At 74.4% G+C, this 15,883-nt stretch carries 14 protein-coding genes; 11 read left to right on the top strand and 3 right to left on the bottom strand.

All coding sequences use genetic code 11. The features are described from left to right. Positions 1-47 precede the first annotated feature (47 nt). From pflA to KSNIM_RS33565, 3 genes are all read left to right on the top strand, one after another. Positions 48-767, top strand: a complete 720-nt coding sequence (gene pflA, locus KSNIM_RS33555) for a pyruvate formate-lyase-activating protein (protein ID WP_263108222.1) — start codon at positions 48-50, stop codon at positions 765-767. A gap of 132 nt (positions 768-899) precedes the next feature. Continuing rightward, on the top strand, positions 900-1,346 hold the full coding sequence (locus KSNIM_RS33560; RefSeq protein WP_263106924.1) for a universal stress protein: 447 nt from the start codon (positions 900-902) through the stop codon (positions 1,344-1,346). 63 nt (positions 1,347-1,409) lie between these two features. Then, positions 1,410-2,084 (top strand): CBS domain-containing protein, encoded by a 675-nt coding sequence (locus tag KSNIM_RS33565; protein ID WP_263106925.1) that lies wholly within the window; start codon positions 1,410-1,412, stop codon positions 2,082-2,084. Between the two features lie 575 nt (positions 2,085-2,659). On the opposite strand, the gene KSNIM_RS33570 is transcribed toward KSNIM_RS33565, so the two are convergent. Next, positions 2,660-2,899, bottom strand: coding sequence for a hypothetical protein (locus KSNIM_RS33570; protein ID WP_263106926.1), 240 nt, complete (start codon positions 2,897-2,899; stop codon positions 2,660-2,662). A gap of 184 nt (positions 2,900-3,083) precedes the next feature. Next, on the bottom strand, positions 3,084-4,838 hold the full coding sequence (locus KSNIM_RS33575) for a glycosyltransferase (RefSeq protein WP_263106927.1): 1,755 nt from the start codon (positions 4,836-4,838) through the stop codon (positions 3,084-3,086). A 431-nt stretch (positions 4,839-5,269) separates the two neighbouring features. Here KSNIM_RS33575 and KSNIM_RS33580 point away from each other — a divergent pair, with 431 nt between their 5' ends. Further along, on the top strand, positions 5,270-6,604 hold the full coding sequence (locus tag KSNIM_RS33580) for a nucleotide disphospho-sugar-binding domain-containing protein (RefSeq protein ID WP_263106928.1): 1,335 nt from the start codon (positions 5,270-5,272) through the stop codon (positions 6,602-6,604). Positions 6,605-6,769: 165 nt separating this feature from the next. On the opposite strand, the gene KSNIM_RS33585 is transcribed toward KSNIM_RS33580, so the two are convergent. Then, positions 6,770-7,300 carry a DUF4383 domain-containing protein gene (locus KSNIM_RS33585; protein WP_263106930.1) on the bottom strand — a complete coding sequence of 177 codons (531 nt, stop codon included), beginning with the start codon at positions 7,298-7,300 and terminating at the stop codon, positions 6,770-6,772. A 729-nt stretch (positions 7,301-8,029) separates the two neighbouring features. Here KSNIM_RS33585 and KSNIM_RS33590 point away from each other — a divergent pair. The 7 genes from KSNIM_RS33590 (at position 8,030) to KSNIM_RS33620 (ending at position 15,789) form a co-directional block, all read left to right on the top strand. Continuing rightward, on the top strand, positions 8,030-8,368 hold the full coding sequence (locus tag KSNIM_RS33590) for a hypothetical protein (RefSeq protein WP_263106931.1): 339 nt from the start codon (positions 8,030-8,032) through the stop codon (positions 8,366-8,368). 33 nt (positions 8,369-8,401) lie between these two features. Beyond that, positions 8,402-8,668: a metal-sensitive transcriptional regulator gene (locus KSNIM_RS33595; protein WP_263106932.1), complete on the top strand. Its 267-nt coding sequence runs from the start codon at positions 8,402-8,404 to the stop codon at positions 8,666-8,668. Positions 8,669-8,814: 146 nt separating this feature from the next. Then, positions 8,815-9,129 carry a rhodanese-like domain-containing protein gene (locus KSNIM_RS33600; RefSeq protein WP_263106933.1) on the top strand — a complete coding sequence of 105 codons (315 nt, stop codon included), beginning with the start codon at positions 8,815-8,817 and terminating at the stop codon, positions 9,127-9,129. 25 nt (positions 9,130-9,154) lie between these two features. Continuing rightward, on the top strand, positions 9,155-9,544 hold the full coding sequence (locus tag KSNIM_RS33605) for a DUF302 domain-containing protein (RefSeq protein WP_263106934.1): 390 nt from the start codon (positions 9,155-9,157) through the stop codon (positions 9,542-9,544). A 106-nt stretch (positions 9,545-9,650) separates the two neighbouring features. Then, positions 9,651-11,819 (top strand): MMPL family transporter, encoded by a 2,169-nt coding sequence (locus tag KSNIM_RS33610; protein WP_263106936.1) that lies wholly within the window; start codon positions 9,651-9,653, stop codon positions 11,817-11,819. A gap of 61 nt (positions 11,820-11,880) precedes the next feature. Continuing rightward, entirely contained in the window at positions 11,881-12,378 is a 498-nt protein-coding gene (locus KSNIM_RS33615) for an Hsp20/alpha crystallin family protein (protein WP_263106937.1), read from the top strand. Positions 12,379-13,254: 876 nt separating this feature from the next. Further along, on the top strand, positions 13,255-15,789 hold the full coding sequence (locus tag KSNIM_RS33620) for a cation-translocating P-type ATPase (RefSeq protein WP_263106938.1): 2,535 nt from the start codon (positions 13,255-13,257) through the stop codon (positions 15,787-15,789). The last annotated feature ends 94 nt before the right edge of the window (positions 15,790-15,883 follow it).

Below are 15,883 nucleotides of genomic sequence, written 5' to 3' on the forward strand. Positions count from 1 at the left end.
CCGCCGCCACACCGTCCGCCGCCGTGACCCGCCGCGAGCCGGGCGGGATGCTGCACTCCTGGGACCTGTCCACCGGTGTCGACGGGCCCGGCACCCGGTTCGTCGCCTTCCTCGCCGGATGCCCGCTGCGCTGCCAGTACTGCCACAACCCCGACACCCGGTACCTGCGCGACGGCCGGCGCGTCCTGGCGGACGAGATCGTCCGGGAGGCCGGCAAGTACGTCGAGTTCATCCGGGTCTCCGGCGGCGGCGCCACCGTCAGCGGCGGCGAGCCGCTGCTGCAGCCGGTCTTCACCGGGGAGCTCCTGCACCGGTTCAAACACGAACTCGGCCTGCACACCGCACTGGACACCTCCGGCTACCTCGGCTCCCGGGCCACCGACGCGCTGCTCGCCGACACCGACCTCGTCCTGCTGGACATCAAGTCGTGGGACCGGTCGCTCTACCGCCGGCTGACCGCCCGCGAGCTGAGCCCGACCCTGGCCTTCGCCCGCCGTCTGGCCGAGCTCGGCAAGGAGGTGTGGGTGCGGTTCGTCCTCGTCCCCGGGCTGACCGACGGCCCGGAGAACGTCGAGGGCGTCGCGGCGTTCGCCGCCTCGCTGGGCAACGTCTCGCGGGTCGACGTGCTGCCGTTCCACCGCCTCGGCGCGGAGAAGTGGCGCGCGCTCGGCCTCGAGTTCACGCTCGCCGACACGCCCGTGCCCACCGCCGACCGGACGGCGGCCGCCCGCGCGGTCTTCGCCGCCCACGGCCTGCACGCCGTCTGAGCCACCCGCGGGAAGGGGCCCGCGGTGAATCGGGCTGAAGGTCCTGCCGGCCCGGGCCCCTCCGGCTCTTCGCCCGCCTGGCCAGGTCGGCGGAGAGTGGAGACAACCACCGGAAGAGAGAGGAACACCACCGTGACCGAGCAGGATGCGACGCGGCGCAGGATCGTGGCCGGGGTCGACGGATCGCCGTCCTCGGTCGACGCACTGCGCTGGGCCGTCGGCCAGGCCCACGCGGTCGGCGCCGTCGTCGAGGCAGTGATCGCCTGGCAGGATTCCGTGTCCCCCGGGTGGACCGGAGCCGCCGACGCCGAAGGGTTCGCCGCCGGCATTGCGCGCAAGATCCTCGACGTGGCCATCGCCGAGGTGAGCGACCCGGACCGCCCCGTCTGGATCGGAGCCCGGGTCGTGGAGGGCGGCGCCGCGCCGGTTCTGCTGGACGCCGCGCGCGGTGCCGACCTCCTGGTGGTCGGCAGCCGGGGGCGCGGCGGCTTCACCGGCGCGCTGCTGGGATCGGTGAGCCAGCACTGCGTCCAGCATGCGCCCTGCCCGGTCGTCGTGGTCCGCCACCGCGAGAACTGATCGTCCCGACCGTACCGACGCGGCGGCCGTACCGGGCCGCCGGAACCAGAAGGGAAGACCCCCATGCGCCACCGCCTCGTAGGCGAGCTGATGACCTCCGCCGTCGTCCACGTGCGGCCCGAGACCGGCTTCAAGGACATCGTCCGGCTGCTGGCCGAGCACGACATCACCTCCGTGCCCGTGCTCGACCAGGAGGACCGGCCGGTCGGCCTGGTCTCCGAGGCCGACCTGCTGCTCAACGAAGCCGCACAGGAGGACCCCTCCGGCCTGATGCTCACCCCGAGGCTGGAGTCCCGGGAACGCACCCGCAGCCGGGCGACCACCGCCGCGGGCCTGATGACCTCGCCGGTGGTGTGCGCCCGGCCCGAGTGGACCGTCGTCGAGGCCGCCCGGCTGATGCAGGGCAAGCGGCTGAAGCGGCTGCCGGTCGTCGACGAGGCGGGACGGCTCGTCGGCATCGTCAGCCGCAGCGACCTGCTGCGGGTCTTCCTCCGCCAGGACCGCGCGATCCGGGAGGAGATCCGGCGCGACGTCCTGCGCAGCACCCTGGACATCGACCCGGACACCCTCGACGTCCGGGTGCACGACGGGTTCGTCACCCTGGCCGGCACCGTCGACCACCCGGGCCAGGTCCCCGTGGTGGAGCGGTTGTGCCGGAGCGTGGACGGCGTCGTCGGCGTGACCGGTCGCCTCGACCACAGGCGGGCGGGAACGGCTGTCCTCGACCAAACCCGCTGACCCGCCCCGCGGCACGAGGTGATGACCGCCCGTCGGTGAACGGCTCACGGCCTCCGGCATCCGACCGGTCGCCGACCGAGTCGCCGGGCCGGAAGCCGACCCGGTGGCCGAACGGCCTGCCGCGAAGGCACGGAACGGCACGCGCTCGGCGAGACCCCGCAAGCCCCGAACTGACGGTGCGTCCGGCGAAACCGCACGGCACAGGTTCCGGTCAGCACGTGGGCACCGCGGCTCGGCCCCGCGGATGCGGGGCCACGACGGAGTGCCACGACAGGGCGAACACCGCCCACCCACGGTCGCCCGGACGGCCGCGCCGCCGTCGGGATCCGCCACGCGCCTTCCGTGCCGACGAGTGAGCCTCGACGCCGGCAGTCCGGCGCCGTGCCACGGGAGCCGAAGGCGGGCCGTCCGCCGTCCCGTGTCCGCCGAGGGGCGGGTGGTGCGCCGGTCCGAGACCGCCGGTCACCGCCGAACCCACAGCGCCCGACGATGCGGGCGGGCGCACCGTTCCGGGCGGGCGCCTGTGGGGCGGGGCGTGCCCGGGCGGTGGCGGGCGGCGTGGCTGCCCGGCAGGCCTACCTGAAGTCATCGGCCGCAGGCTTCTCGTGGTTCGCCAGGGCGAGGCCCAGGGCGAAGAACGTCGGCGCCCACTCGCCGACGAAGATGCCCCAGCGGTCGGCCCGTTCGACACCGGCCTGTTCCGCCTTCATCGAGATGCCCCAGCTGAGCAGCGACAGACCGATCGACGCGAACGCGGCCGTGTAGGCGTGCTCGCTCGTCAGGCCGGCCTCGTGAAGCTTCCGAACGACAGACATGATCTGCTCCTTGTCGCGAGGTTCTTGCCCCCACCATCGGCGGTTCGCCCGCCGGCCCGCACTCGCAGCGGTCCTGCACCGAGTCGTGGCGGCGCACCTCCCGGCCCGGCGGTCCCGTGGGCCCCGGACGTGCGGTACGACGTCCCGGCGCGGCGGGCCGCGGCAGTGGCACGCCGACCGGGCGTCAGGGAACCGCCGTGTAGGCCAGGGCCAGCGACTCCGCCATGGCCTCGACGGAGTAGCCGCGGCGAACGGTCCGCCGGGCGCGCGCGGCCAGGGCGTCCAGTTCCGACCGCGGCGTGGCGCACACCGCCAGCAGCCCGGCCCCCAGGGCCGTACCCGAGCCGGTGTCCAGGAGGAAGCCGTTGACCCCGGCCCTGATGTAGTGCGACACCCCGCCGCGTTCCGGCCCCGCCGCGGCGAGCCCGGCGTCCATGGCCTCCAGTACCGCGAGGCCGAACTCCTCCTTGGCGCTCGGGCACACGTACACGGCCGAGCCGGCCCGCCTGTCCGCGAGCGCCCGCTCCAGGATGCGCACCTGCCGATTGGGCAGGGCGGGCCAGAGCGCGATCCGCCGCCGGCCGAGGGGCTGCCCGGCGAGGAGCTCGGCGATGGCGTCGCGCACACCGGCCTCCACGGCCGTGGCACGGCCCGGTGATCCGCCGACGAGCAGGAGCGTCGTCGACCGGTACAGTCCGGTGTCCAGCCACGCCTCGACGAGCCGGTCCTGCTGTTTGACGGGGTGCAGGCGCCCCACGCACAGCAGCAGCCGCAGGTCCCGGTCCTCCGGGTCGAGTCCGTCCGGCCGTCCGCCGCCGCCGAACAGCCGGGCGGTCATCGCATCCGCGAGCCCGGCCTCGCCGGGCCGGGGGACGAAAGGCGGGATCCCCTCCGGGACTTCGATGCGGCGGGCCTCCGTGAGGCGGGAGAGCTGCGGGAAGTGCGTGTCGAGGTCGCCGGTGCCGGGCCGTGAGGGGATGGCCACGAGAAGACCGGCGCGGGCGACCAGCCGGTCCGCGACGAAGACGCGGTGGAGGTCGGCGCGGAGCGCCCGGGCCGCCCCGGTCTCCGCGTGCAGTGGTAGCCCGGCGTGGCGTTCGGCCATCGTGCGGTGCGGATCGGGGGTCACCGTGAACGCCAGACGGGCGCCGCAGCGGCGGGCCGCGTCGGCCACGGCCAGCGACCCGTCGTCCGCGAATCGCACGTGAACGATCCGCGGCGTCGCGCCCGGCAGTGCGAGCAGGCGCGCCGCCCACCACGAGACCGCGGACCGGTGCTCCGCCATGGCGGCCGGGTCGGGAGGCCCGTCACCGTCCACCGGGATCCCGACCTGCCAGTGTTCGGCGCCCAGGGACGACACCAGACCGGAGGCCCGGTCGCGCAGCTCGGCCCGGTCGGCGGTGACCAGGGTCAGTACCCGCGCGATGCGGCCGGTGGCCGTGAGCGCATCACCCAGAGCCGAGAGCAGGACGCTCATCCCGCCGCTCATCCCCACACCCGGCTCGCCCAGACTGCCGAGCAGCATCGACTGGGCCACCACAGGGCCGCCCGGGGGAGCGGCCGGAAGCCGGCGGACCGCGTCGCGGAACGCGGCGGCCTGCGGGGCCGAAGGGTCCTGCCGGTACCAGGCCGCCGCCCACAGCAGGTTCTCGTAGACGTCCCCGGTACGGGGCGGGACGGCGTCGAGGAGGGCCCTGCCGTGCGGAACGCCCGACAGGTAGCGCAGCGCGGCATGCCGAACCGGCCGGTCACCGGCCGTCCACCGGGCGACCTCCCCGGCCCGCAGGGGCTGCAGCCCGTGCGCGTCCGCCAGGTCGAGGAGGAAGGCCGCCTCCTCGTACGGCGGCCGTGCGAGCAGACGCGTCCGCAACTCCGAGGTCGCCGCCCGGGCGTCAGCCCGGGGGTGCGCCGCCCATGCCTCGGCGAGGGCCGTCCGCACGTCCGTCCCGTGGCGGGCCGCGGACGGGGGGAGCGGCAGGGCCGCCCCGCCGGGCCGCCTCGCCGACTTCCGTGCGGCGGCCGCCGCCAGGTCGGCGGCCGCCGGGCCCGTCGGATCTCCGCCCGACCGAGCGGCTCGGCCGTATTCGGCCGCAGCCAGCGCGTCCAGCAGATCCCGGACGGCACCGGGCGGCGGTCCCCCCGCCCAGAAGTGGTGACGCCACGCCTGCAGCCGGTCGTCCCGGCCCGGCGTCCGCACGCCGGTGCCGGAAGACCGCAGAAAATCGGTTCGCTGTCGCATGCACCCGTGCCTCTCGTGGATGGGGGCGAGCCAGGGACCGGTTCGGCGCGCTCCGCGCATCGGATTGGCCGTGTCCCGCCACCGCGGCCTGGCATCATCGGAGGCACCCGGCGGTGACCGAGGAGGGACACGTGGTGCATGTCGTCGTCATCAGCCCGCCGTTCGCCTCGCACGCGGCACCGCTGGCAGCACTGGGCGCCGCGCTGCGGGACGCCGGTGCCCGCGTCGACCTGGCGTCCACCGCCGCCTTCGCCCCGCTCGCCGCCGGGGCCGGCATCGGCTTCACCGAACTCGCCGTGGCCCGCAACGCCAACCACGGTGTCGCCGAACGGACCCGCCAGGACCCGGCCGAGGCGGCACGGCTGCGGGAGTTCCTGACCGCCACCTCCCGGGGAGCGGTGGAGACCCTGCTCACCCAGGCAGCCCACCGTAGGGCCGACCTCCTCGCAGAGCCGGACCGGGTGCTCGCGGACATCCGCGCCCTGCACCGGCGGCTGCAGCCCGACTGGTACCTCGTCGACCAACTCGCCTACCCGGCGACCCTGGCCCTGCACTGCCTCGGGCTGCCGTACGCCTCGTTCTGTCCCGGGCACCCCAGCTACATCCCGGCCGGGCCGGACGCCTACTTCGGCGTGCCCTACGCGTGGCCGGACACCGTCCGCCCCACCGCCGAGGCCCTGGTGAGGCTGACCCGCGCCGCCGCGGACAACGACCGAGCCTTCACCGCCGCCTTCCACCGGGTCATCGACCGCAACGCCCCGCACCGGCCCCGGCCCGACCGTGCCTTCGCCCTCAGCTCCCCGCGCGCCGTCGTGCACAACTACCCCGAACTCCCCTGGCTGCCGGCTCCCTCGACCGGGGCCGCCGCCCTGCGGTGCGGACACTGCACCCAGCCGCCGGCGCCCCTGGCCGAGCCGTGGACCGGTGTCGCCGACGGCCTCACCGCCGGCGGCCGACCGCTCGTCCTCCTGGCCCTCGGCACCTTCCTGTCGGCCCGTCACGACGTCCTGGCAACCGTCGCGGACGGGGTGCTGCGCCACACCTCCGCCGGCCTGGTCGTCGCGGCGGGCGACAGGGTGGGCGAGGTCTCCTCGGCACTGGCCGCATCCGGTGCACCGGCCGAACGGTTCCACGTCGCAGACCGGATCCCGCAGCAGGCCCTGCTGACACGGGCGTCCGCGATGGTCCACCACGCCGGCAACAACTCGTTCACCGAATGCCTTGCCGCAGGCGTGCCCGTCCTCGCGCTCCCGTTCTCCAGCGACCAGTTCGCCATCGCCCACGACCTCGAACGTGCAGACGTCGGCCTCAGCCTCGACCCGAACGCCCTGACCGCGGACACCGCAGGCCGCGCCGTCGAACGTCTCCTCACCCGCGACCGGAGCGCCAACGACGCCGTACGCGCGGCAGTCCTCCGCCGCGGACCCGACTGGGCGGCCGGGCAACTGCTCCGCCTCATGCGCTGACCCGGGACGGTCCGGGCAGCGGGTCACCACCGCCGACCGGTGAACCGCGGCGGGCGATCGCAGCATCCACCGGCACTGGCGAGAGCCGTCCGTCTGCCGGGTGCCGCACACCGCAGCCGGTCAAGGCCCGGGCCCCGCACACGGAGCCCGGGCCGCCGGTCCGTCTCAGGCCGTCGGGCCGCTGATTCCGTTCCTGGGCGCGGCGGTCAGGGCAGCGGGGCGGGCCGGGTGGGCCGCCCCGGGGTGGCGGTGCCGGTAGTAGGGGTTGTCCAGCGGCAGTTTGCCGCTGACCCGGCCGTACATGCCGAAGGTGGCGACGACCAGTCCCATCACGAAGCTGAAGAGCACGTTGGGCATGCGGAAGGCCAGGATGTTGGCGTCCGAGTCCAGCAGTGCCAGGTTGGCGAATCCGCTGAGCACGAACAGGGCGCCGACCGTTATGTTGATCGTCGAGGCGGTGTTGCCGCCGACGGCCGCGCCGAGGATCAGGACGACCGCCGTGACGATCGAGACGAGGCTCAGCAGGCCGTTGCTGGACAGTCCGGCGATGCTCCGGCCTTGGGTGCTGAAGAGGTCGAGACCGTCGGCGAGGCCCAGGCAGCCGAAGGCGAGCAGCGCAGCCCCGCAGAGGCCGGCGCCGATCCGGTAGACCTGGGCGAGCCGGTGGTCGACGGGAAGTTCGTCGCGGAGGTCCATGACCACACTCCAGTCGGTGTTCGAGGGGGACCGTTGGGTCCACCCTGTCCGGGGACGCCCGCCTGCCCCTGTCGCACCGTTCCCGCATCGATGCCCGGAGCGGGTCGGCGGCCGGGTCCGAGACCCGGGCCCACCGGCCGGGCCGGCCCGGGCGGCCCCCGCGGCCGGAGCCGGGAGTGGCCCGGGCGGCGCACCTCGGGCGGGGCACGGAGGTTCAGACGGAGTGCAGTGCGGGGTCCGCGGTGCGCAGTTGCTCGAGGACGGCGAGGGCCCTGGCCCTGTGATGTGGATCTGGACGATCCATCCGTGCCCGGGACGATCGGAAGAGTCCCGTCCGTGGTGTCCTCTCTGCTCGGGCAGCAGTGTCCGCTGGCGGTCGACCTCCGCGAGCCGGGCGGCCTCGGTCGCGGAGTCTGCCGCGGCCCGCCGGGCCTGCTCGGCGGCGTCCGCCGGCCGTCGCAGGTATCCCGCGAGCAGGCGGGTGAGCAGGGCGAGTCCCGCATGGGAGAAGGCGTTGGCGACCACGGTGCTCCACGCGGTGGGGAGCGCCCGCGGAGGCTGTCCATCAGGTAGGCGCCGGTGAGGACGAGGACCGCGACGGCCGGGCCGCGAGCGTGCAGAGGACGCAGTCCCGTACGGAGCCGGGCCCCGTTCAGGAGGGAATGCCGGCCGCTCCCCGACCGCTCTCCTGGATATCCCGGTGCGCAGTGGAGGAAGGTTGTGGGAGCCATGGCGAACGAGGTCGTTCAGACAGCAGAGCCGCTCGTCACCGCGTGCGGACGGCGGATCGGCGTAGGAAGACTGGTGGTTGACGGGCTCTCCGACCGGATCAGCCGCGTCACTCTCGACGTCGGGCCGGAACGGGACGGCACGTCGCGGATCTGGGCCGGACTCACCCCGGCCGAGGCGCGGGAACTCGCCCGGCGTCTGCTCGATCAGGCGGATCGCGCCGAGAGCGCGGCATCATCGGCGAGTGAGCGGGGCGCGATCGAGGTCGCGCCGTCCGGCTCTCGCGGGCGTGCCGGGACCCGGGTGCCGGACCGCCGTCCGATATACCCCAGGGGGTAAGCTGGTGGAAGAGTGACTTCGGGAGGTGTGCACATGCAGGTGGGCGACGACACGGTCGGAGCGGTGCTGAACCGCCTTCGCCGGGCTCAGGGTCAGCTCGGCGGCGTCATCGCGATGATCGAGGCGGGGCGGGACTGCAAGGACATCGTGACCCAGTTGGCGGCCGTGTCCCGCGCCCTCGACCGGGCCGGTTTCAAGATCGTGGCCAGCGGCATGCGCCAGTGCATGGCCGTCGCGGACGGTGATGCGCCGCCGATGAGTGAGGTCGAGCTCGAAAGGCTCTTCCTCGCCCTGGCCTGACAGCCCTCGCCCTGGCCCGACAGCGGCGCTCGCCCGCCGGTCGCGCGCCGGCGCGGCACGGCTGATGTGCAGGCGGTGGAATGCACTCCTCGCGGAGGGTGTTGTGTATTTTCGTATATACCCCCCAGGGTATTGGAAGGTGGGCCATGGTTCAGGAAGTCGACATCGAGACGTTCGCCGTCGCGCGGGCGGAGGGCGCGTTGGTGCTCGACGTGCGCGAGGCGTTCGAATTCGCCGCAGGCCATGTGCGGGGGGCCCGTTGGATCCCGTTGGGCATGCTCGCGGGCGGCCTCGCCGGGCTGCCTCGCGATCGTGCCCTCATGGTGATCTGCGCTTCCGGCAATCGGAGTCGGGTCGGGGCCGAACTGCTCGTTCGGGCCGGCTTCGACGCGGCCTCCGTGCAGGGCGGCGTCGCAGGCTGGTCGCTCTCCGGCCGTGACCTGGCCGCCGGAACCGCGTGACCTTCCCTCAGGAACGGAGCTCAGCATGGACTACGGGATTCCCGTCACCCTCGACCTGCCTTTCGCCTCCGCCGTCGAGCGGGTGCGCGACGCACTCGCCGAGCAGGGCTTCGGCGTCCTCACCGAGATCGACGTCCGCGCCACGATGGAGGCCAAGCTCGGGGAGGAGATGGAGGACTACCTGATCCTCGGAGCCTGCAACCCGGCGCTCGCCCATCGTGCCCTCCGGGCCGACCGCCGCATCGGGCTGCTGCTGCCGTGCAACGTCGTGGTGCGCGCGACCGACGGGCACACCGTGGTCGAGGTGATGGACCCCCGACTGATGGTCCGGGTGACCGAGCGGCCTGCTCTGGAGTCGGTGGCCGATGAGGCGACCGTCCGCCTGCGCGCGGCACTGGACGCCCTCGCCCGCTGACCGGCGCCTCCGGGCCCGCCCTGTGCGGGCCCTTTTCTCGGGCCTTCCATATACCCCCACCCGTATTTTGCGGTCCCGTCGGGCAGCCCCAGGAACGGAGCAGTACGTGAATCACCCGGACACCGCCCCCGCCCGGCCGTCCACCGCGCCTCCTGCGGAACCGCCCGGCCCCCCAGGCCTGCTCGGCCGACTCGGAGCCTGGTCGGTCCGGCACTTCAAGGCCGTCCTGGCCGGATGGCTGCTGGTCGTGCTCGTCCTCGGCGCGTTCGCACCCCGGGTGACCTCGGCGCTGTCCGGCGCCGGCTGGCAGGCCGACGGCTCCGAATCCGTGAAGGTCCGTCAGGTCGCCGAACAGCACTTCGCCGGCAATGCCTCCACCGCGCTGCAGATCGTGGTCGCCGCCGACCGGCCGGTCACCGACCCGGCCGTCCAGCAGGTCGTCACCAAGGCGGGCGAGATCGCCGCCGCCGACCCGCGGATCTCCGCCGTCGTCCCGCCCCAGCCCGGCGCCACCATCAGCAAGGACGGCCGCACCGCGATCCTGCTCGCCGGCGCCAACGCCTCCCCCGACGAGATGGTCCGTGCCGCCGACGACCTCAAGGGCCCGCTCAACGCCCTGTCCACCGACGGCATCAGCGTCCACGCCACCGGCGCCTCCGTGCTGTGGAGCGACTTCAACAAGGCCAACCACGACGCCATGATGAAGTCCGAGATCATGTCCTGGCCGGTCACCCTGGCCATCCTGGTTCTCGCCTTCGGCTCCCTGGTCGCCGCCGGACTGCCGCTGCTGCTCACCATGGCCGGACTCGCCGCCTCCGCCGGCTCCCTCGTCCTGATCAGCCACCTGTTCCCGGTCTCCATCTGGGCCATGAACTTCGCCATGATGTTCGCCCTCGCGCTCGGCATCGACTACGCGCTCTTCCTGGTCGTCCGCTTCCGCAGCGCCCGCATGGGCAGGTCGCTCAGCAGCACCGGGGCGGTGGCGGAGACCATGGACACCGCAGGCAAGGCGGTCCTGCTGTCCGGGGCGACCGTCCTGGTCAGTCTCTCCGCCGTGATGCTGGTGCCGTCCCCGGCGTTCCGCTCGATGGCGGGCGGCATCATGCTGGCCGTCCTGTTCGTCCTCGCCGCCACCCTCACCCTGCTGCCCGCCGTCCTCGGGAGGCTCGGCCACCGCGTCGACGCCCTGGCCCTGCCCTGGGTGAAGTCCGGCGAACACCGCTCCCCGCGCTTCGCCGCCTGGGGCGAGCGGCTGTGGAGGCACCCGCTGCGGTACGGCGCCCTGGCGCTGGCCGCGCTGATCGCCCTCGCCGCACCCGTGATCGGGCTGCGCACCGCGATGCCCTCCATCACCGTCGTCCCGGGCGACGCCAGCGCCCGCGCCGGCTACACCGCCGTCCAGCACGCCTTCGGCCCCGGCGCCCCGGGCACCCTGCAGATCGTCACCCCCGGCGGCCAGGCCGCTGCGGTCGGCGCGCAGGTCGCCCACACGCCCGGCATCGCCGGGGTGATGCCCCCGCAGAGCGCCGGCGACGGCTCCGGCTGGTCGATGATCCAGGCCGTCCCCACCGTCGACCCGTCCAGCCCGCAGCTCGCCTCCACCGTCCACACCCTGCGGGCCGACCTGCCCCAGGACACCCTGGTCGGCGGCGCGGCGGTCGAGAACCTCGACCTGCAGCACCTGCTCACCCAGAAGACCCCGCTGGTCATCGGGGTGGTGATGGGCCTGGGATTCCTGCTGCTGCTCGTCGCCCTGCGCGCGCCACTGATCTCCGCCCTCGGCACCGCAGCCAGCCTGCTGTCCACCGGGGCCGCGTTCGGCGTCGCCCGGCTGGTGTTCCAGGACGGCCACGGCTCCGGGCTGCTCGGCTTCAAGCCACAGGGCTTCCTGGACGGCTGGGCGCCGGTGTTCTTCTTCGCGATGATCTTCGCGATCGCGATGGACTACACCGTCTTCCTGCTCGCCTCCGCCAAGGAGCACTACGAGCGGAGCGGGGACCCGCGCGAGGCCATGGTCGGCGCGCTCGCCCACTCCGGACGGGTGATCTTCGCCGCGGCCGGCGTCATGGTCGCGGTGTTCTTCACCTTCGCGATCTCCGGTCCGCTGCCGCCCAAGGAGATGGGCATCGTCCTGGGCGTCGCCGTCCTGCTCGACGCCGCCCTCGTCCGCCTCGTCCTCCTCCCGGTCGTCCTCCGGCTGACCGGCCGCGCCGCCTGGCACACCCCGGCCTGGCTCGACCGCATCCTGCCGAAGGTGACCTTCTCCCACGGCTGACCCTCACCGACCGCCGGTGGCGGGGACGCGGTCCAGCGCTCCCGCCGCCGGCGGTTCCGTCATGCCGGCGGTGGTTCCGTTCGAGCCCACGATGGACGTGGGGGTGGAGCAGGGCCGTCTGAGCGAGGTGATGGTGATGGCGGGTGAACTGTTGCACCGGCGGCCGTCGTGGTGGCCGGCGTTCTCGGAGTGGTTCGAGGACTTCCCGATGGAGATGCGGACGGGCATGGACCCGCATGTGATCCGCGTGGAGGAGTGCGAGGAGGACGGCGCGTACGTGATCAGGGCGGAACTGCCCGGGATCGACCCCGACAAGGATGTCGAGATCACGGTGGAGGGCGGCGTGCTCACCGTCCACGCGGAGCGCCGGGAGGAGAAGCGGGACAAGCAGCGTACCGAGTTCCGGTACGGGTCCTTCACCCGCAGTGTGCGGCTGCCGGAGGGTGCCGATGAGGAGGAGATCACCGCAAGGTACGACAGCGGGATCCTGACGGTGAAGGCTCCGATGGGGCAGGTCGAACGGCACCCCCGCAAGATCGAGATCGCCAAGGGCGGCTGAACCGGTACCGCTGTGCGGATCTCGGTGCAGAGTCAGGCACCGACGCGCGGTGCACGGCTCTGCACCTGCATGCGCACGTCGGGGTGGTGGTCCGGGTCGAGTGCATCGCGCGGACACCCGTCGGCCTGTAGGGCTGAGCCGTCTCGTCCACCACTCCGGCCGCGCCGGCGACTGCGGCCCTGGCGGGCCGCAGGTGACCGCACTGCCGTCCGCCGGGGCCAACTTCTGCTCGCAGTACGGCACCGACCGACCCGTCGACACGGGCACGCTCCGCGCGGTGGCCCGCGCCTGCAGGCAACCCGAGACGCTCACTTGTCCCGCCCTCTCGTCACTCCTCCTGGACCGGTTGCTCATCCTCACCCCGAAGACGTAGGGCACCGAGCGGCGAACGGAGGTCCGCAGAGAGGGTTCCACCGGTGACGTCGGCCGCGACCTGCCGCACCCGAGGTCCTGCGGATCGCGGTGGTGGTGCCGGGACCGCGACCGGGCGGCACGGGACCGTGACCCGGCGGCGGGCGGGCCGCCCCGGACGCCCGCGGCGAGCCGGGGGACTTGGTCTCCGGGCCGCTCCGCATGCCCGACGTCGGTTGCGGCGCGGGGCCGGCGGCTGCCCGCGTGGAAGCCGGTGGTGGTCGGGGACAGCACGGGGGCGGGGGCGGTTGCCGTCGAGACAGGGCCGCCCGGCCCTGTCGGGTGGCGGCCGCCGATATCACGATGGGAACCGCCGACCGGGTGCGGGCCGGTGGAATCCCTCCTGGCAGCCCGCACCACGGCGGACAGCCGCGGCCGCGGCCGGTCGCGCCGGGTGCCGCGCGGACGTGCCGGGCCTGTCCGCGGCCGCCGGCGCGCCGATGCGACCGGGCGGGAGGTAAGCCAGTGACAGCGGCCGTCGAACATCGCCGCGGCCTGACCCGGAGCCAGGCCGACGCGCTGCTGGCCCGGCACGGCCCGAACGAGGTGGCGCCCTCGGCCGGCACCCCGCTGTGGTTCCGGATCGCCGCGCAACTGCGCGATCCGCTCATCCTGGTCCTGCTGGCCGCGGCGTCGCTGACGCTGGCCACGGGCGATCATGCGGATTCGGTGGTGATCGGGCTGGTCGTGGTCGTCAACACGGCGGTCGGCGTGGCCCAGGAGGTACGCGCCGACCGCGCGGTCGCCGCCCTGTCGGCGCTCTGCACGCCGAGAACGCGCGTGGTCCGGGACGGCGTCGAGTGCGAGGTCGCCGCGACCGGGATCGTGCCGGGGGACGTCGTCCTGCTGGGGGAGGGTGACGTCGTCCCCGCGGACGCCGCCGTGGCGGAGGCGTCCGCACTGCTGGTGGACGAGTCCGTCCTGACCGGCGAGTCCGTGCCGGTGGACAAGGACACCGCACACGACTCCGCCCTCAGCGCCGGCACGGTGGTGGTCCGCGGCCGGGCCATCGCCACCGTCACCGCCACCGGTGCGGACAGCACGCTGGGCCGGATCGCCGCCTCACTGCATCCGCGTCCGCAGCGCACCCCGCTGCAGCGCCGGCTGGCCGGGCTGGGCCGGGTGCTCGCCGTCGTGACCCTGGTCCTCTGCTCCGTGGTGTTCGCGGTGGGCCTGGCGCGCGGTCAGGGCCTGGAGACGATGGCCGTCACGGCGATCAGCCTGGCGGTCGCCGCCGTCCCCGAGTCGCTGCCGGCCGTCGTCACCCTCGCCCTGGCCATCGGCGCGCGCCGGATGGCCGCGCGGCACGCCGTCGTCCGCAGGCTCCCCGCCGTGGAGACCCTCGGCTCGGTCACCGTCCTCGCGACGGACAAGACCGGCACCCTGACGGAGGGCCGCATGGTGGTTGAGCGGTTGTGCGGCCCGGGGTGGGACGCGACGATCAGCGGGACCGGCTACGGGCCCACGGGCGAGCTCCGGGCAACCGGCACCCGGAGCCACGAGCGGGCCGTCGCGCTGCTGCGAGCCGCCGCACTGTGCAATGACGCGTCCCTGCAGGCACCGGCCGCCGGTGCCGACGAGTGGACCGCCCTCGGCGACCCGACCGAGGCCGCCCTGCTGGCTGCGGCGGCCAAGGCCGGCCTCGACCCCGCGGCTCTCGCCGTGGAGCGCCCCAGGATCGACGAACTCCCGTTCGACAGCGTCCGCAAACGGATGAGCACCGTCCACCGGGCGAGGGACGGCCGGGTGGAGGTCTACCTGAAGGGCGCACCGGAGGCCGTCCTGCGCCCCGACGTCCTCGTGGACGGCCCGGACCGCATCGACGAGGCCCGAGAGGCCGCCGCCCGACTGGCCGCCGACGGCTACCGGGTGCTCGCCGTGGCCGCCGACACGCGTGAGGGTACGGCGTCCGCCACCGAGACGGGCCTGCACCTGCTGGGACTCGCCGCGCTCAGCGACCCGCCCAAGCCGGCTGCCGCCGCCACGATCCGGGCCTGCCGCCGGGCCGGTATCACCCCCGTGCTCGTCACCGGAGACCATCCGGCCACCGCGCGGGCACTCGCCGTCCGCGTCGGACTGACCTCCCCCGACCCGGGCGGTGCGGTCGACGTCGTCACCGGCGCCGACCTGGCCGCCGGCGTCCACCCCGACCTCACCTCGGTCCGCGTCTTCGCGCGCACCGACCCCCAGCAGAAGCTCGACATCGTCGACGCCTGGCGCGACCACGGTGCCGTCACGGCGATGACCGGCGACGGCGTCAACGACGGCCCCGCCCTGCAACAGGCGGACATCGGTGTCGCCATGGGCCGCCGCGGCAGCGAGGTCGCACGGCAGGCCGCCGACCTGGTGCTGGCGGACGACGAACTCGCCACGGTCGTCCCCGCGATCGAGGAGGGCCGGCGGGTCTACGCCAACATCCGCCGCTTCCTGCTGTACGCGATGTCGGGCGGTGCGGCCGAGATCCTCGTCATGCTGCTCGGCCCCGCGGTGGGACTGGCGCTGCCGCTGCGGGCCGGCCAGATCCTCTGGATCAACCTGCTGACCCACGGCCTGACCGGCGTGGCGGTGGGCGCCGAGCCGGCCGCGGCGCGGACCATGAGCCGGCCCCCGAGGCCCCCGCACGAGCACGTCCTGGGTGCGGGGCTGTGGCAGGGCGTGCTGCGGCTCGGAATCCTGCTGACGGCCCTCGCCCTCGCCGCCGGCACGTGGTCGGAGGACCGCGGCGGGCCCTGGCAGAGCGTCCTGTTCCTGACCCTGCTCGCCGCACAGCTCGGCGTCGTCCTCGGCCTGCGCGAGCGGCTGTTCACCCGGGCCAATCCCTTCCTGCCGGTGGCCGTCGCCGCCTCCGCGGTGCTCGGCCTGGCAGCGCTGTACCTGCCGGCCCTTCAGAACGTGCTGGGGACGGCGCCCGTGTCATGGGCCGGTGCCGGCGCGGCCGTCGCCGCGGGCCTGGTGGCGTTCGCCGCCGCCCGGTTCGATCCCGCCGCGCGGCGCGGGTAGCCGGGCGCCCGGCCACCCGCGCCCGCAGGGAGGTCCGTCCGCCGGACGGGATGGGCCGGTCGGCCCTCACGGCGGCCCGCCGGGGGAGCGAGGC

The sequence above is a fragment of the Kitasatospora sp. DSM 101779 genome, assembly GCF_025655475.1.
Lineage (GTDB): Bacteria > Actinomycetota > Actinomycetes > Streptomycetales > Streptomycetaceae > Kitasatospora.